At 65.9% G+C, this 14,976-nt stretch carries 19 protein-coding genes; 5 read left to right on the forward strand and 14 right to left on the reverse strand.

The features are described from left to right. Window positions 1-113: 113 nt before the first annotated feature. On the forward strand, window positions 114-398 hold the full coding sequence (locus ACQR1L_RS34495) for a (2Fe-2S)-binding protein (RefSeq protein ID WP_434862363.1): 285 nt from the start codon (window positions 114-116) through the stop codon (window positions 396-398). Window positions 399-517: 119 nt separating this feature from the next. Beyond that, a complete protein-coding gene (bfr, locus tag ACQR1L_RS34500; RefSeq protein ID WP_315717837.1) occupies window positions 518-1,003 on the forward strand; it encodes a bacterioferritin in 486 nt (161 codons plus the stop codon). A gap of 96 nt (window positions 1,004-1,099) precedes the next feature. Here bfr and ACQR1L_RS34505 read toward each other — a convergent pair whose 3' ends face one another. The 7 genes from ACQR1L_RS34505 to ACQR1L_RS34535 all read right to left on the reverse strand — a co-directional run bounded on the left by ACQR1L_RS34505 (window position 1,100) and on the right by ACQR1L_RS34535 (window position 8,259). Beyond that, window positions 1,100-1,411, reverse strand: coding sequence for a DUF3240 family protein (locus ACQR1L_RS34505; RefSeq protein WP_434862364.1), 312 nt, complete (start codon window positions 1,409-1,411; stop codon window positions 1,100-1,102). Further along, window positions 1,408-4,485 carry an efflux RND transporter permease subunit gene (locus ACQR1L_RS34510; protein ID WP_434862365.1) on the reverse strand — a complete coding sequence of 1,026 codons (3,078 nt, stop codon included), beginning with the start codon at window positions 4,483-4,485 and terminating at the stop codon, window positions 1,408-1,410. Before ACQR1L_RS34510 ends, ACQR1L_RS34505 begins: the two co-directional genes overlap by 4 nt. Beyond that, on the reverse strand, window positions 4,482-5,603 hold the full coding sequence (locus tag ACQR1L_RS34515) for an efflux RND transporter periplasmic adaptor subunit (RefSeq protein WP_434862366.1): 1,122 nt from the start codon (window positions 5,601-5,603) through the stop codon (window positions 4,482-4,484). The genes ACQR1L_RS34510 and ACQR1L_RS34515 overlap by 4 nt, the downstream gene beginning before the upstream one ends. Window positions 5,604-5,738: 135 nt before the next feature. Then, entirely contained in the window at window positions 5,739-6,344 is a 606-nt protein-coding gene (locus tag ACQR1L_RS34520) for a pyridoxamine 5'-phosphate oxidase family protein (RefSeq protein WP_434862367.1), read from the reverse strand. A gap of 16 nt (window positions 6,345-6,360) precedes the next feature. Beyond that, window positions 6,361-6,789 (reverse strand): DoxX family protein, encoded by a 429-nt coding sequence (locus tag ACQR1L_RS34525; RefSeq protein ID WP_434862368.1) that lies wholly within the window; start codon window positions 6,787-6,789, stop codon window positions 6,361-6,363. A 36-nt stretch (window positions 6,790-6,825) separates the two neighbouring features. After that, window positions 6,826-7,179, reverse strand: a complete 354-nt coding sequence (locus ACQR1L_RS34530; protein WP_434862369.1) for a hypothetical protein — start codon at window positions 7,177-7,179, stop codon at window positions 6,826-6,828. Window positions 7,180-7,197: 18 nt separating this feature from the next. Beyond that, window positions 7,198-8,259: an alpha/beta fold hydrolase gene (locus tag ACQR1L_RS34535; protein WP_434862370.1), complete on the reverse strand. Its 1,062-nt coding sequence runs from the start codon at window positions 8,257-8,259 to the stop codon at window positions 7,198-7,200. 92 nt (window positions 8,260-8,351) lie between these two features. Here ACQR1L_RS34535 and ACQR1L_RS34540 point away from each other — a divergent pair, with 92 nt between their 5' ends. After that, window positions 8,352-8,624, forward strand: coding sequence for a DUF2277 domain-containing protein (locus ACQR1L_RS34540; RefSeq protein WP_434862371.1), 273 nt, complete (start codon window positions 8,352-8,354; stop codon window positions 8,622-8,624). Between the two features lie 30 nt (window positions 8,625-8,654). Here the strand turns inward: ACQR1L_RS34540 and ACQR1L_RS34545 are convergent, their stop codons facing one another. From ACQR1L_RS34545 to ACQR1L_RS34555, 3 genes are all read right to left on the reverse strand, one after another. Next, window positions 8,655-9,197, reverse strand: coding sequence for a collagen-like protein (locus ACQR1L_RS34545; RefSeq protein ID WP_434862372.1), 543 nt, complete (start codon window positions 9,195-9,197; stop codon window positions 8,655-8,657). A gap of 161 nt (window positions 9,198-9,358) precedes the next feature. Beyond that, window positions 9,359-9,628, reverse strand: a complete 270-nt coding sequence (locus ACQR1L_RS34550; RefSeq protein ID WP_434862373.1) for a helix-turn-helix domain-containing protein — start codon at window positions 9,626-9,628, stop codon at window positions 9,359-9,361. Window positions 9,629-9,895: 267 nt separating this feature from the next. After that, window positions 9,896-10,150, reverse strand: coding sequence for a hypothetical protein (locus ACQR1L_RS34555; protein WP_434862374.1), 255 nt, complete (start codon window positions 10,148-10,150; stop codon window positions 9,896-9,898). 320 nt (window positions 10,151-10,470) lie between these two features. Here ACQR1L_RS34555 and ACQR1L_RS34560 point away from each other — a divergent pair, with 320 nt between their 5' ends. Continuing rightward, a complete protein-coding gene (locus ACQR1L_RS34560; protein ID WP_434862375.1) occupies window positions 10,471-10,911 on the forward strand; it encodes a hypothetical protein in 441 nt (146 codons plus the stop codon). A gap of 1,093 nt (window positions 10,912-12,004) precedes the next feature. Here the strand turns inward: ACQR1L_RS34560 and ACQR1L_RS34565 are convergent. Then, window positions 12,005-12,508 carry a mismatch-specific DNA-glycosylase gene (locus tag ACQR1L_RS34565; protein ID WP_434862376.1) on the reverse strand — a complete coding sequence of 168 codons (504 nt, stop codon included), beginning with the start codon at window positions 12,506-12,508 and terminating at the stop codon, window positions 12,005-12,007. A gap of 106 nt (window positions 12,509-12,614) precedes the next feature. Here ACQR1L_RS34565 and ACQR1L_RS34570 point away from each other — a divergent pair, with 106 nt between their 5' ends. After that, entirely contained in the window at window positions 12,615-13,235 is a 621-nt protein-coding gene (locus ACQR1L_RS34570; protein ID WP_434862377.1) for a glutathione S-transferase family protein, read from the forward strand. Window positions 13,236-13,268: 33 nt separating this feature from the next. On the opposite strand, the gene ACQR1L_RS34575 is transcribed toward ACQR1L_RS34570, so the two are convergent. The 3 genes from ACQR1L_RS34575 to ACQR1L_RS34585 form a co-directional block, all read right to left on the reverse strand. Beyond that, entirely contained in the window at window positions 13,269-13,538 is a 270-nt protein-coding gene (locus tag ACQR1L_RS34575) for a hypothetical protein (protein ID WP_434862378.1), read from the reverse strand. A 229-nt stretch (window positions 13,539-13,767) separates the two neighbouring features. Next, entirely contained in the window at window positions 13,768-14,025 is a 258-nt protein-coding gene (locus tag ACQR1L_RS34580; RefSeq protein ID WP_434862379.1) for a hypothetical protein, read from the reverse strand. A gap of 214 nt (window positions 14,026-14,239) precedes the next feature. Beyond that, window positions 14,240-14,785, reverse strand: a complete 546-nt coding sequence (locus ACQR1L_RS34585) for a hypothetical protein (protein WP_434862380.1) — start codon at window positions 14,783-14,785, stop codon at window positions 14,240-14,242. Between the last annotated feature and the right edge of the window lie 191 nt (window positions 14,786-14,976).

The raw sequence follows: 14,976 nt of genomic DNA on the forward strand, positions 1-14,976 counted from the left end.
CATTCTAGGTTGCACGACAGATTGGAATAGCTTCAAAAGCGCGGTTTTCCCTTTGCGCGGGTAGCTGCGGATGACTATCGATAGCGGACCAAACGACGATTGGCCGGTTTCTCATGATTGTTTGTTCCTGCAACGTCATCAGCGATCACGACATCCGCAAGGCTGTGACCTCCTCGGACGAATTGCCGCGGAGCCCCAAGCAGGTCTATGGCTGCCTTGGCTGCAGCGCGGAATGCGGACGCTGTGCGCGTACGATCAAGACGATCATCGATGAAGCCCTGGGTCCGTGCGCGCGTGCGTGCCAGAGCGGCTGCCAGCATGCCCATCAGCATGCGCAAGCGCCGGTGCAGGCCGTCGAGGACGACCTCCAGAGCCGGTTCGCCCTCGCCGCCTGCTGACCGCCGCTGCCCTCCGGCGCGTCGCTCTCCGCCCGAAAAATGCACATGAACGGGGGTCGTCTCCGCACTTCGAACCTGTTATTGAGCGCCTGCGGCCTCAAACTTTTCGGAGCTTATCTATGCAGGGCGACCCCAAGGTCATTGAATATCTCAACAAGGGATTGCGCAGCGAACTGACTGCCATCAACCAATATTGGCTGCACTATCGCCTGCTTAACAACTGGGGCCTTCTCGACATGGCGAAGGTCTGGCGCAAGGAATCCATCGAGGAGATGGAGCACGCCGACAAGTTCACCGACCGCATCCTTTTCCTCGACGGATTCCCGAACATGCAGGTGCTCGACCCCTTGCGCATCGGCCAGAACGTCAAGGAGATCATCGAGTGCGATCTCGCCGCCGAGATCGGCGCGCGGACGCTGTATCAGGAAGCTGCGACCTACTGCCATGGCGTGAAGGACTACGTCTCGCGCGACCTGTTCGAGCAGCTGATGAAGGACGAGGAGCATCACATCGATTTCCTCGAGACCCAGCTCGACCTTATCAACCGCATCGGCCTCGAGCTCTACACCCAGAAGCACGTCGGCGGCCTCGAGAGCGAGCACTGACGGTCACGGCCAGACGGCGTCTCTCCTGCGGAACACGGTCGGTTCAGGGCTTCGTAACTTGCCTTGGATCGACCGCCTCCGCGACATTGCAGGCGCTCAGTCGATGATGCCGAATGCGATGACGGGAACGGCCCAATAGACCAGCTGTGTTCCCGCAAACGCGCTTCCGAGCCGCTGCAGCAGCCGCTCGAGATCCTTCTCCTGAAGTACGATCTGCACGACAATCTCGTTGGCATGTCCCTGGACTCGTTCCGAGGGGCTGCGCAGCCGGGCGCGCGCGCCATGGCCGGCGGCGTCCGACGCGGTAAAGCCCGTGACCAGATCAGTCTGCTCTGCGAGATGATCGAGCACCTCCGCACGAAGCCCCTGCGGCACGATCAGCGTGAGGCAGACGGCTTGGCCGGTCATGTCGCCTCCTTGGCGCTGGCGCCGTAGCGGCGGTACAGGATCGGCAGCAGGATCAGCGTGAGCAGCGTGGACGACAGCAAGCCGCCGATCACCACGATCGCGAGCGGACGCTGCACCTCCGATCCCGGACCGGTTGCGAACAGCAGCGGGATCAAGCCGAGCGCGGTGATGCTCGCGGTCATCAGCACCGGCCGCAGTCGGCGCCGCGCGCCGTCGATCACGATGCGCTGCTCGGACAGCCCGTGGGCGCGCAGCTGGTTGAAATAGGACACCAGGACCACGCCGTTCAACACGGCAATTCCGAGCAGTGCGATAAAGCCGACCGATGCGGGCACCGACAGATATTCGCCGGTCGACACCAGCGCGAAGACGCCGCCGATCAGGGCGAATGGGATGTTGACGAGCACCAGCAGAGCCTGACGCACGGAGCCGAACGTCGTGAACAGCAGCACGAAGATCAGACCGATCGCGACCGGCACGACGATCGCGAGCCGCGCGGCGGCGCGTTGCTGATTCTCGAACTGGCCGCCCCAGGTCAGCCGATATCCCGCTGGCAGCGGCAGTTCGGCTGCAACCCTCTGCTGGGCGGCCTGTACGAAGCCGACCATGTCGCGTCCCCGGACATTGCTGCGCACCACGCTCATGCGGTTGCCGTCCTCGCGGTCGATCTTCACCGGGCCATCGACCCGCTGGATGCGCGCCACTTGAGAGAGCGCGACATGCTGGCCCGATGCCAGCGTCAGCGGGAGCGATGCCAGCATCGTCGGCGCCTGCCGCGTGATCTCGCCGCCACGAACCAGGATCGGCGTCCGGCGTCCCTCCTCGAGCGCGGTGCCGATCGTTCGGCCTTCGATCTGCGTGCGCAGCGAGGCGGCGATGGAGTCCACCGTCAGTCCAAGGCGGCCAGCCTCCATCCGGTTGACGGCGATCGTGTAGTACTGCGCACCCTCGTTCAACGTCGTGTACACGTCCTGCGAGCCCTCGACCTCGGACAGGATGGACGACAGCTTCGCGGCGATCTCGTTCAGCTTACCGATATCAGGCCCGAAGATCTTGACCGCGACGTCGCCGCGAACGCCACTGATCATTTCCTGCACGCGCATGTCGATCGGCTGCGTGAAGCTGAGCGAGACGCCGGGGAAGCCGCTCAGGACCTCGCGCAGCTTGTGCAGCAGCGCGTCGCGATCCGTGCTTTGCCTCTGTTCCGCCGGCTTGAGCACGAGAAAGGTATCGGTCTGGTTCGGTCCCATCGGATCGAGACCGAGTTCGTCGGAGCCGGTGCGCGCGATGATGCCGGCGACATCTGGCACCTTCATCAGGGCCGTCTGCAGTCGGGCGTTGATGGCAAGCGATTCGTCCAGATTGACGGACGGAAGCGTTTCGACGCTGACGATGATGTCGCCTTCGTCCATCGTCGGCATGAAGGTCTTGCCGAGCTGAGCGTAGCCGTATCCGGCGGCGATGAGGGCGGCGAGCGCGGCAACAATGACCTTGCGTTCGTTCCGGAGAGCCCATTCCAATGCTGGCGCATAGATGCGTTGCGCGGCCCGGATCAGCCACGGATCCTCGTGCGACGCGGATGTGACGACGAAGGAGGTCGCGACCGGAAGCATCGTCAGCGCGAGCAGCAGCGATGCGGCAAGCGCGAAGATGATGGCGAGCGCGACCGGGATGAAGAGCTTGCCCTCCAGCCCCTGCAGCGTCAGAAGCGGGACGAAGACGATGATGATGATCAGGACGCCGGAGGCGACCGGCTGCAGGACCTCGCAGACGGAACGGTAGACGATGTGGACGAGCGGCGTCGTGCTCGCGCGGTCGTGCTTGCCGAGATTGCCGACGATGTTCTCGACCACGACGACCAACGCGTCGATCAGCATGCCGATCGCGATCGCGAGACCGCCGAGACTCATCAGGTTGGCGGACATGCCGACGGCCCACATCACGATCAGCGCGATCATGATCGCGAGCGGCAGGCTGAGCGCGATCACCAGCGACGCCCGCCAATTGCCGAGGAACAGCAGCAGCAGCACGACGACCAGCACAGTCGCCTCGGCGAGCGCCCGGACGACCGTGCCGACGGCGCGGTTGACCAGCCGGCTGCGGTCGTAGAACACGTTGATGCTGACGCTCGCGGGCAGCGTGGGCTTCAGCTGCTCCAGCCGGGCGCGGACATCGCGGACCAGTTGTCCGGCATTGGCTCCGCGCAGGCCCAGCACCAGCCCCTCGACCGTTTCGCCCTTGCCGTCGATCGTCACCGCACCATAGCGGGTGAGGGCGCCGATCTTGACGCGGGCGACGTCGCTGACCCGGATCGGGATGCCGTCGCGTGTGTCGACCACGATGGCCTTGATGTCGTCGATGCCGCGGATGCTGCCTTCGATGCGGACCAGCGCGCTGTCCTCGCCCTGGTTGACGCGTCCCGCGCCGTCGTTGCGGCTGTTGGCTTCGATGGCCTTGCGGAACAGCTCCGAGGAAATTCCGCGCGCTGCCAGCGCATCATTGCGCGGCACGATCTCGAACGCGCGGACATAGCCGCCGAGCGAATTGACGTCGGCCACGCCCGGCACGGTGCGCAGCGCCGGCCTGATCACCCAGTCGAGCAGAGTCCGCCGCTCCGCAAGCGACAGGTCGGGACTGTCGATCGTGAACATGAACATCTCGCCCAGCGGGCTCGTGATCGGCGCGAGGCCGCCGCTCACGCCTTCCGGAAAGTCGCGCGAAACATTCGACAGTCGCTCCGAGACCTGATTGCGTGCCCAATAGATATCGGTGCCATCCTCGAAATCGACGGTGATGTCGGCGAGAGCGTACTTCGTTGCCGATCGCAAAATCTTCTTGTTCGGCAGCCCGAGCAGTTCCAGTTCGATCGGCACGGTGATGCGCTGCTCGACCTCTTCGGGCGTGAGCCCGGGCGCCTTCATGATGATCTTCACCTGCACAGGCGAGACGTCGGGAAAGGCGTCGATTGGAAGGCTCGGCAGCACCACGGCGCCCGCGCCGATCACCAGCAGTGTGCTCAGCAGGACGAACAGCCGCTGCGACAGCGCGAAAGCGACCAGGCGCTCCAGCATCATTGTCCCAGCCGCGCGAGAATGCCGCGCAGCGCGGAGATGCCGCCGGTGGCGATGTCGTCCTTGTCGGTGATGGGCCCGGAGATGACGACGTGATCCTGGTCCTCGGCGAGCAGCGTCACCGCGACGAGGCGGAAGCCGCCCTGCGTGGCGACGAACACCGAGGCCTGGTCGCCGCGGCGGACGAGACCGCTATAGGGAATTTCCCAGGCGCTCTCGCCGGCAGAGATGAAGCCGATGCGCGCGGCCGCCATCTGGCCGGGATGCAGCTCGCCGTTGTTCGGAATTTCAGCGCGCACCAGGATGGTCTGCGTCGCCGCGTCCGTCGTCTCGGACACCAGGATCACCTGACCAGGCGTCGCGTAGCCGTCGATGTCGACCCTGGCGCCGGTCTTGATGGCGCCGATGCTGGTGGCAGGTATCGCGATCTCCGCCCACAGCGGCGACAGCCGTGCGAGCTTCACCAGCGAGGCGGCCTGCTCGAGGCGCTGGCCCGGCGACACCGTGATCTCGACAACCGACGCCGCGCGCGGCGCGGTCACGGTGAGCGTCGTGCTGATCGCGGCCTCGTTGGACAGCCGCGAGATCGCCTCGTCTGACAGCCCGCTGAGATGCAGCATCTGCCGCCGCTCGGCGACCACGATGCTGGCCTGTCGTGCCTCGGCCTGACTCGACTCCAGAACGCGCTGCGGGATGGCCTTGCCGTCATATAGATCCGCGTTGCGCTTGAGTTGCTGAACCGCGAGCACCTCCTGCGCCAGCGCATGCAGATAGTCCCGCTGCAGCGATACGAAGCTCGGGCTTTCCATCGTCAGCAGCGGCTGGCCGACCGCCACGCGATCGCCGCGGGCGACGGCGAGATTGGTGATCATGCCCGACACCGGCGCACTGACGACCCAGAGCTGCGGTGTCGGAATGACGAGCTGCGCGGGGTAGGGAAGCGTCTTGTCGAGCCGGCTCGAGATCGGATGCGTGACACGGACGCCGAGATTCTGCGCCTGCTCCGGCGTGAGTTTCAGCTCCTCATCGGCCGCCGCCGCGCCCGCGATGGCCGACAGCGCGAGCGCCAGGAGGGCGCGCGCGAGGGGCGCTGCAGTCGATCGAACAAAACGCCCGGTCATGGTGGTGAGGAATCTCAGCTTGATGCGATGACGCGCTTCATACCCAACTTCCTCTCGCTCCGCACCTGCACAGCTGCGTGAGCACGGTGGTTTACTTGACTGATCGCGACTGCAAATGAGTAGCAGCAGCGGAACTCACAGCTGCTCGCGCCAGCGCGCATCGATCACGTCCTGAGCCTCCGGCGCGCCGAGCTTGGTCTGATCATAGATGATGTCGCTGATGCTCGGCATCGCCGAGCGCGGGACCTTCGCATCCGGCGACCAGAGCTTCGCGCGCATGATCGCCTTGCCGCAATGGAAGTAGACCTCTTGCACGGTGATCACGAGCGCCGCGCGTGGCGGCTTGCCGAACTCTTCGAGCTGCGCCAGCAGATCGGGATCGGTCGACAGCGCGGCCGTGCCGCCGACGCGAAGGGTCTCGTTGAGGCCTGGCACGAAGAAGATCAGTTGCACCTGGCCTGAGCCTTCCGTCAAATTGCGCAGGCTGTCGATGCGGTTGTTGCCGGGACGGTCCGGCAGCAGCAGGCGCTGGTCGCCGTCGATCTGGACGAAGCCGGGATGACCGCCGCGCGGCGAGGCATCGACGCTGCCGTCGAGGCCGGAGGTGGCCATCACGCAGAACGGCGACATCGCGATGAACGTCCGGCTGTGGACGTCGAGCCCGGGGCGCACCTTCGCGAGCACGCGCTCATGAGGCTTCGGATAGATCGCTGCGAGATCGTTATCGGCTGGGGCGCTCACGGCTCGGCTCCTCGAATTATTTCACGTGATCAGGTGGACGGCGCCAGGGCCAATCGATGATGCCGGCGCTGTACAGCGCCCACCACACCAGCACGGGCTGGAACGCCAGCCGCGGGCCGTGATAGAGCCAGCTGCTGCCGAGCAACGGCAGGTCGATCGCCTCGAACGCATGCTTGAAGTTCGCGGGCCACACGCAGATCGCGTAAGCCGCGAGCCCGATCCCCGCCCAGCGCCGCATCGGTGTCGTCACCAGCGCGGCCGCGCCCGCGAGTTCGCAGATGCCTGTGAGCAGAATGACCTGCGGGGCGAACGGAACGAAGGACGGCGTGATCCGCAGGAACGGCTCGGGGATCGCCAGATGCGCGATGCCGGCCGCCGCGTAGAATTCCGCCATCAGCCAGCGCATCACGGCGCGGCGCCGATCGTCGCGCGGTGCCTCCGTCATCTCGCTGTCCCAAGCGCTGACCTCGCTGCGTTCATGTCACACGGCATCCGCCGGAACGAAGCAGCTGATGATGATGTCGCCGCGATGGTGGACGTACCACACCACCGCCTCGCCGATCGGATTGCCGCGGTCGCGGATGATGGCGCGCTCGGGCACGGCCATCCAGCGGCCCTCGATCGGCACCCAATAGGTGCCGTCGCGGACGTCGTAGGTGGTCCGGTGGCCGTCGGAGACATCGCAGCAAGGGACGCCGTTGGGCGCGATCACGCTCTTGAACCAGGCGCGGATGTCCGGGGGCACGTTCTCGAACTGACCGTTGTCGACGGCGAGCGCGACGGGCGCGGAGGCGAGCGCCCCGAGCATCAGAACGGCCAGAACGATTCCGCGCATTCGAGGCTCCTTCCCCCGCTACATGCCGCGCTGCGGCGCCGTCGCGAGCAACTCGCGCAGCGGCTCGACGTAGAATTTGGCAAAGCCGGTGGTGAGATGGCCGCGGGTCTCCGCCGACGCCGGGATCAGCAGTACCTTGCCGTTGGCGACGCGTTTCATGGCGTCCGCGGTAACGCCGGTCTCCGGCGGATTGCGTTCGTCATCGGCCGAGTTGATCAGCAGCACGGTCGCCTTGATCTTGTCGAGATCGGCCGACGGATTGTAGTCCTGCGACGAGCCCCACTGATAGAGGAAGTCGTTCGCATCGGTGGGAATGGGCGTGCCGAGGCGCTCCTCGACCAGCTTGTCGGCCTTGGCCGCCGTGGGCGCTGCCACCTGATAGGCGATCGTGCCGCCGGCGGTCGCGGTGCCATAGGCCGTGACGGCGTATTTCATCATCCGCGGCTGGGTCGTGTAGTTGCCGCCATTGTAGTCGGGATCGTTGCGGATCGTCTCCAGCATGATCCGCCGCAGCATCCAGTTGCGCGCCGCCATCTCCGTCGGCTGCGAGGCCATCGGCACTGCGATGTCCATGAACTCCGGATAGCGCGTCGCCCACACCCAGCTGTGCATGCCGCCCATCGAATTGCCGATGATCATCCTGACATGCTTGATGCCGAGCCCCTCGGTCAGCAGCCGGTGCTGGGCATCGACCATGTCGGCATAGTCATAGGCCGGGAATTTGGTCTTCATCCCATCCGACGGCTTCGACGATTTTCCGTGGCCGATGCTGTCGGGGATGATGATGTAGTATTTGCTCGCGTCGAGCGGCTGGTCCTTGCCGAACAATTCGCCGGCGAAGGTCGGTCCCAGCATGCTGGCCCCGGAGCCGCCGGTGCCGTGCAGCACCAGCACGGGCTGCCCCGTGGGCTCGCCGACGGTGGTGTAGTGGAGTTTCAGCTCCGGCAGCGTCTCGCCGGTGTGAAACTTGAAATCCTTGATGACGACGTCGCCCTGCTTCGGGGCGGGATAGTCGGCGGCGCGGGCCGGCGCGCAAAAGACGATGACGACGGCAAAGACGGCGGCAAGCGATCGAACCATACATTCCCCCTGATCCTGTGCGACTCTTCCGGCCGCCTCGGGGGCATGATAGCACGGTCCTCGACGTCGTTCAGCACCGGAATCCAACCGTCATGTGCCGCAACATCAAGACGCTGTTCAATTTCGAGCCACCGGCCACGGAGGCTGAAATCCAGGCCTCGGCGCTGCAGTTCGTGCGCAAGCTCTCAGGCTTCAACACGCCGTCGCAGGCCAACGAGGCCGCCTTCGCAACCGCGGTCGAGGACGTCGCCAGCGCGGCGCGGCGGCTCTTGACCTCGCTGCACACCCAGGCTCCGCCGCGCGATCGCGACATCGAGGCGGCCAAGGCGCGGGAGCGGTCGGCGGCGCGGTTCGGACCGCGCTGAGCCGGCAGGCGCCACGGCAAAGCGGACACCTCAGAACTCGTCGTCCTGGTCCTCGCGCGCGGCGGCCTTCTTGCCGTGCTTCTTCTTTTTCTTGCCCTTCTTCTTTTTCTTCTTCTTGGGAACGTCGATCTCGTGCGGATCGTCGTCCTCGAACGCCTCTTCCAGCGCCTCGTCGTGCTCGGTCGAAGCGAAGATGTCGCGCACCGCGATCAGCTGCGCATCGCGCTCATGCGCCTCGCGATCCCGGTTGCGCTTGTAGTCGTCATAGGCGGCGAAGATCTGCTCGAGCCAGGGCATCAGCTGATCGATCGTCGGCAAGGTGCCGGGCGGCCCTTGTTCACCGCGCGGGCCTTGATCTCCACGGGGTCCTTGCGGTCCTTCGGGACCCGGCTTGCCCGGCGGGCCCTGTTCGCCGCGTGGGCCTTGCGGGCCAGGCTTGCCCGGAGCTCCCGGCTTGCCGTCGGGGCCGGGCTTGCCGCGCTGACCATCCGGTCCGCGCCGTCCGGGCTGCCCTTGCGGGCCACGTGGACCCACCGGGCCCTGCAGGCCGCGTCCGGCCGGATTCCTTGCCACTACCGCAACTCCGCTACCAAGCTCTGATTCGCGGCAAAGCCTAACAGAGCCGTGATGATCGCAGCAATTGCAGGAGGGCTGCGAGGCCGACTGATCAACATCAATCGGCGACGCATCCTGATGAGTTCCACTCGATGGGATATCGGGCGGTCGCCGTCGGATCAGGCCGTATAGGCAGGCACCGCGATGCCGTCGGCCGTGTAGCTGCGGATCTTGTTGCGCAGGGTGCGAACGGGCATGCCGAGCAGCCTTGCGGCGTGGGTACGATTGCCATTGCAGCGCGCCAAGGTCTGGACGATGAGCTCGCGCTCGATCTCCGACAAGGGCGTGCCGATCAACAGCGGCAGAACCTCCGCAGCCGATGGCGACGGCGGCATGACGAGGGGTACGAGTGAGGGACTTGCGGTATCGGCTGACAACTCTTGCGACATAACTCCTCCCGATCAACGCCCGCGCCGACGCTCGAGACGACGCGAAAACATCGAGACCAACTAAACATCCAGCCCGTAAATCACCGTGGTCGGACAAGGTTAACGGGGCCTTAACACGGGGGCGCAGCGAGCCAACCGGCCCGAAATACCCCGAAAGTGCCATTGTTTCGCTGGGGTCTCGACCCATTTCGCCACAACGCGGCGCAAAAGGGGCGAGGGACGGAGCAGGCCACGCCGCTCCGTCCCGCATCGATCGGGGATGCCGTGTCAGAACTTGCAGTGGCCGTGGCGGAGCAGATGCTCCTTCATCGCCAGCGCCTCGATCACGGTCGGCACCTTGGTGCTGACGGTCTGATAGTTGCCCGGCCACGGCGTGGTCGGCACGCCGTTGTCCCACACCTGGCAGAAGCCGGTGTCGCTCCAGCGGATCAGGTGATAGGGCGCGGCGCTCGCAGGCGTCGCAGCGGAGAGAGCGGCGCCGGCAATAGCGGCAGTGGTACACAGCAGCGAAATGCGGGTCATCAGGAAGGCTCCTCAAATGGCTAAGTGAATGCGGGGCTCCGGCGGCGCCTGCGGCTTGCCGGAGCCGGGCCGGGCGCTTGGCCCGGACACCCCCTTCAGTGTCGTTCGTCATGGAACCGGTTCAAACCTGTGTCGCCACGGCGAGGGCGGCATTTCGACCACACTCGCGGCCTCGCATGCGCATGGCCGCGTAAAGGGCTAAATTCGGCCCGATCGATTCGCTTGGTGGGGCGCGATCGCCGCGCGCGGCCACCGAAATACCGCACCTTCGCGCATCTCATAATCACGCTGAAAAGCTCACTTCGCTGGAGACTTCATTCATGAAAATTGCATCCTCGCTTCGCGGTCTTCTGGTGGCGCTGACGGCCGCTTGCGGCGCCGTCATTCCCGCCACGGCGCACGCGGATGGCGGCTTCATCACGCTGACCATCTACAAGGCGGGATGGATCATCGGCGGCTCCGGCGGCAGCGGCGTGCTGAACTTCCACGGCCGCGCCTATCCGCTGTCGACCGGCGGCATCGACTACGGCCTCGTGTTCGGCGGCTCGCGCACGGTGCTGCGCGGCCGTGTCAGCAACATCTGGCGCCCGTCGGATGTCGAGGGTGTCTACGGCGCGGCCGGCGCCGGCCTCGCCGTCGGCCGCGGCGTCCGCGGCATCGTGCTGACCAACCAGAAGGGCGCGGTGCTGGAGCTGTCCGGCGAGCAGGTCGGCCTGCTGGCGAATGTCGATCTGTCGGGGCTCGCGATCACGATCAGGTAGTGGCGATGTAGCTCGGTGAGCGCCATCACACGAGATGTCATCGCCCGGCTTGACCGGGCGATCCAGTACGCCGCGGCTCATCGGCTCAATCACAACCGCCTCTGGAATACTGGATCGCCCGCCTGCGCGGGCGATGACAGTTTTTCCTGAGTTGGTCGCGCGGCGCATCATCGATCTCCTGCTCACGACTCCACGTTCTCGCCGCACATCGTGCGCGAGATTTGCGTTTGTGAGCGCCCCATCGAAACCCGAGAGGGGCAGGGAAGACCGGGAGCTCGCCGCTCCCATGGTCCGCGTGCAACAAGAAAAGCACGCGGCAGAACCACAGGCTCGGCTGGGACATCCCGGCCTTCCCTGCGCGCATGGTTTGACGGCTTATACGTGGTCTCCCTGGTGCGCCGGGCTTGTTGGCCACCATGACGGACGCGCTGCCTTCGCATCGCCGCCCGCGTGATACCAGCATCGGGGTATCAGGACATCACGACTTCGCCGTACGTGACGACCGGCGCTCGTCCGGCGCAGCCCTCACGTCCACCGCGGCCCACCTCCACGTATCGTGACGACGCGTACGTCCCTCTGCATGAGGCGGGTTGAGAGAGATAATCATGATTTCGGAAAATAGGCAAGAAGTATTTTCGGCAAAGACGAATACGCCTTGAGAGGGCCGAGTGCCTGCCGCGTCGGCGGTGAGCTCCCTCCCCCTTGCGGGGAGGGGTTGGGGGTGGGGGTCCGCGGGCGATGAGTTTCGTTTGAGGCAGGCCGGTCCAGGTGATCTGAAATCACCGGACAGACTTCCGGAGACCCCCCCGACCCCTCCCCGCAGGGGGGAGGGGAGTGGAGAGACCGGCGCCGTGGAGATGTTCTCGGCTAAGGGAAGACGGCACGGTCTCACCAGCCCTGTGAGCAAGATGGGCATGCAGTCCACACTGCGTAGCGTGGGCAAAGGCGCGCCCGTGACCTTCATTGTCTGCTGTGCTCCGTCGCGCGCCGTGGCCACCGTCTTGCTGCTGAGTGCGCCGATGCATGGTGGGCACGCCACCGCCCTGCGAGCGATTGCTTTGTCCACCCTACCGATCATCACTGGCGCCGCGTGTTAGGCCGTCTTCAGCACATGCTCCGCCAGCTCCAACCATGGCTGCGGCGTCCACGCACCCGACGCGGCGCCCGACGGCGAAGACAGCACGAACATGGTCGGAAAATCATCCTGCTCCGGCTGCCGGCCGAGCGCGATGGCGCTGGTCGGGCTGCCGTAGAACAGACTTGCGGCCTTCTTGCTGGTAAAGGCCACCGTCGCCGGCCGGTACTGCCTGATCTTCACTGTGAAGCCCGCGACATCGACGCCGGCCTTCAGCGCGACATGGTCCATGCCCGCCCCTTGCTTGCAGAGATCGGTGAAGCCGATGCCGAGCTGAAGCAGCGTGGGATACTCCTCCGGCTGGTACAGCCGCGGCGTGAGCCCTGTCGCATGCAGCGTGCGCCAGAAGCGGTTGCCGGGATGCGCGTAGTAGTGCCCGGTCGCGGCCGAGCGCTCGCTCGCGGCGGTGCCGGCGAAGACGAGGCGCAGGCCGGGCTGAAGCTGGTCGGGCAGGCGGTCCATGGCGCCTTGTGCATTATTGCTGGCCTCGCAACAAGCTGTTGCGAGAGGGCTGCATTGTTGCCGCAGCGGCCGTGGTCTAGGTCAGGCGCAACACAGGGAGCCCCGCATGTCGCAACGTCGTCTGTATCAATTCACCCTCTCCGGCCACTCGCATCGCGCCAAGCTGATGCTGCATCTGCTCGGGCTCGACTGCGAGTATGTCGATGTCGACCTCAAGGGCGGCGCGCACAAGCGGCCGGATTATCTCGCGCTCAATGCGTTCGGGCAGGTGCCGGTGCTGGTCGACGGCGACGCCGTGATCCCCGATTCCAACGCGATCCTGGTCTATCTCGCGAACCGCTACGACGCCTCCGGCCGCTGGCTGCCGCGCGATCCGCTCGCGCAGGCGCAGGTGCAGCGCTGGCTGTCGGCGGCGGCGGGACCGCTCGCCTTCGGCGCAGCGGCAGCGCGGATCGCAACCTTGTTCGGCGCGCCGACCGACATGGAACGCGCGCACCAGCTCGCCAACGGCCTGTTCGCTGTCATGGAGCAGGAGCTCGGCCGCCGGCCCTGGCTCGCGGGCGACGCGCCGACCATCGCCGATGTCGCGCTCTACAGCTACACCGCGCATGCGCCGGAAGGCGGCGTCTCGCTCACACCCTATCCGAATGTGACCGCCTGGCTGGGGCGGATCACGGAACTACCCGGCTTCGTCGCGATGCCGGCGAGCCCGGTCGCCGCCGCCTGACCAGGGCAGGCGGCGTGCCGGGTGGGACGCGGCTTACAGGAAGCAGCGGCGCTCGTCGCGCAGCTTGAGCTGGATGTTGGTCGCCTCGACGAAGGTCGGCACCGGCTTGGAGACGATCTTGTAGGTCGACGGCCATTCCACCGGCTTCGACTGCAGCTCGGTGTTCCAGATCTGGCAGATGCCGGTGTTGTCCCAGCGGATCACGTAGTAGCCGCTCTTCGGCGCGGGCGCCGCGAAGGCAGGCGTGGCGATCGAGGCGGCGGCGAGGGCCGCGGCGGCAGCGAGAGTGGTCAGGCGACGCATCGTCAATCTCCTCAAACGAACGACGGCGGCCCGCGGTCGCGGGCTGGCGAAGGCGAGCGCGAGGCCGGCCTTGGGCGAAAGTGGTGCGACAAAAGGGCGCGTCGCGCAAGCCACGACGCGGCGCCGTTCACAGCGATCTCGGCGATGTGACGATGGGGTGTCGTCTTGATGGAGGAGGCGCCGGACGCGCGCCTCCCGGCGTGCAGATGCGGGGCTGCTCTGGGCGGGCTCAGAGTGTGCAGCGGCCTTGGCGCCTTAGCTTCACCTGCAGCGTCACCGCGTCGTTGAAGGTCGGCACGACGCGGCTGATGATCTGGTAGCGCGACGGCCACTGCACCGGCCTGAACGTGAACGCCTCGCTCCAGACCTGGCAGATGCCGGTGTTGTCCCAGCGCAGGATGTAATAGCCGGCGCGGGCCGGCGTGGCGGCCATCAGCGCCGCGGCGGCAAGGCTGGATGCAATACAGGTTGTGGTGAAACGAGGCATCGACAAACTCCGGCAACAAATCGGCCCCTTCCTTGGGGCGCGGCCTGTGTCCATGCGGTGTCGTTCAATTTGAAGGCAGGGCGCCGCGAAACATGCGGCAAATGCGCGCGAGCAGGCATGCGTTACCGATGGTGCATGGCTGACGCGGCGCATCGATGCCGATCAGCGCGCTTGCGGTCCGGGCAGGATGGTGAAGCGGACGGCCATCGCTGGACTATGGCGTCGCGTAGCTCAGGCGTGCGAACTCCGCCGGCGGCGTTGTCGCCTCCTGGACCGAGAAGCTTCTGTGATGATCGGCCACGCGATCGACGACGACGGCGGAGCCGACCATGGTCACGCGTTGCGTGCTGCCGGAATTCCATTCGGTCGGCAACGCGTAGTAGGTTTTTCCGGCCGCGGTGGTGAATTCGACCTGATGGGGAATCCCGTTGATGGCGCGGCTCCACGCGTTGTTCGGCACCTCGAGCGTATGCTTGCCGGGTGCAAGCTCGACAGTCATGTAGCGCCCCGGCGCGAGCGAGCCGACCGTCTTGCCATCGATGTCGATCGTCACCGGGAAGACGCTGACGTTGAAGCCGGTGGGCCGACCGACATGCAGCGTCGCATAACCAGCTCGCGGCGCCTCCGGCGGCTTGGCGGCCTCGTTCCCGATCGGGACCGATGAGCAGCCTGCTGTCAGCGCGATTGCCAGGCCTGCGAGCAGCCAGCGTAGGGACCGATCCAGCGCCGCCCCGAAAAATGCAATGAACATCGCCGACATTCCCCCGCCCCAGCGGTATTCAACCACGGGCCGCATCGCAATGACAAGCGTGAGTCAGTCACCGATATTGCTCGAGCGAGTAGGGTAGGCAAGCGGCAGCCTCCAGGGCGGAAGCGTGCCTATCGTCGCGCTGCCGTGAAACTCTTAGCATCATGCCGCCGCGCGCCGCGCTGCTTGATACAACGCCCTCG

It is taken from the genome of Bradyrhizobium sp. HKCCYLR20261, assembly GCF_051168435.1.
Lineage (GTDB): Bacteria > Pseudomonadota > Alphaproteobacteria > Rhizobiales > Xanthobacteraceae > Bradyrhizobium.

Coding starts and splice junctions, on each gene's coding strand:
- ACQR1L_RS34495 (WP_434862363.1), top strand. CDS start 114: ATGATTGTTTGTTCCTGCAACGTCATCAGCGATCACGACATCCGCAAG.
- bfr (WP_315717837.1), top strand. CDS start 518: ATGCAGGGCGACCCCAAGGTCATTGAATATCTCAACAAGGGATTGCGC.
- ACQR1L_RS34505 (WP_434862364.1), bottom strand. CDS start 1,411: ATGACCGGCCAAGCCGTCTGCCTCACGCTGATCGTGCCGCAGGGGCTT.
- ACQR1L_RS34510 (WP_434862365.1), bottom strand. CDS start 4,485: ATGATGCTGGAGCGCCTGGTCGCTTTCGCGCTGTCGCAGCGGCTGTTC.
- ACQR1L_RS34515 (WP_434862366.1), bottom strand. CDS start 5,603: ATGACCGGGCGTTTTGTTCGATCGACTGCAGCGCCCCTCGCGCGCGCC.
- ACQR1L_RS34525 (WP_434862368.1), bottom strand. CDS start 6,789: ATGACGGAGGCACCGCGCGACGATCGGCGCCGCGCCGTGATGCGCTGG.
- ACQR1L_RS34530 (WP_434862369.1), bottom strand. CDS start 7,179: ATGCGCGGAATCGTTCTGGCCGTTCTGATGCTCGGGGCGCTCGCCTCC.
- ACQR1L_RS34535 (WP_434862370.1), bottom strand. CDS start 8,259: ATGGTTCGATCGCTTGCCGCCGTCTTTGCCGTCGTCATCGTCTTTTGC.
- ACQR1L_RS34540 (WP_434862371.1), top strand. CDS start 8,352: ATGTGCCGCAACATCAAGACGCTGTTCAATTTCGAGCCACCGGCCACG.
- ACQR1L_RS34550 (WP_434862373.1), bottom strand. CDS start 9,628: ATGTCGCAAGAGTTGTCAGCCGATACCGCAAGTCCCTCACTCGTACCC.
- ACQR1L_RS34555 (WP_434862374.1), bottom strand. CDS start 10,150: ATGACCCGCATTTCGCTGCTGTGTACCACTGCCGCTATTGCCGGCGCC.
- ACQR1L_RS34560 (WP_434862375.1), top strand. CDS start 10,471: ATGAAAATTGCATCCTCGCTTCGCGGTCTTCTGGTGGCGCTGACGGCC.
- ACQR1L_RS34565 (WP_434862376.1), bottom strand. CDS start 12,508: ATGGACCGCCTGCCCGACCAGCTTCAGCCCGGCCTGCGCCTCGTCTTC.
- ACQR1L_RS34570 (WP_434862377.1), top strand. CDS start 12,615: ATGTCGCAACGTCGTCTGTATCAATTCACCCTCTCCGGCCACTCGCAT.
- ACQR1L_RS34575 (WP_434862378.1), bottom strand. CDS start 13,538: ATGCGTCGCCTGACCACTCTCGCTGCCGCCGCGGCCCTCGCCGCCGCC.
- ACQR1L_RS34580 (WP_434862379.1), bottom strand. CDS start 14,025: ATGCCTCGTTTCACCACAACCTGTATTGCATCCAGCCTTGCCGCCGCG.
- ACQR1L_RS34585 (WP_434862380.1), bottom strand. CDS start 14,785: ATGTCGGCGATGTTCATTGCATTTTTCGGGGCGGCGCTGGATCGGTCC.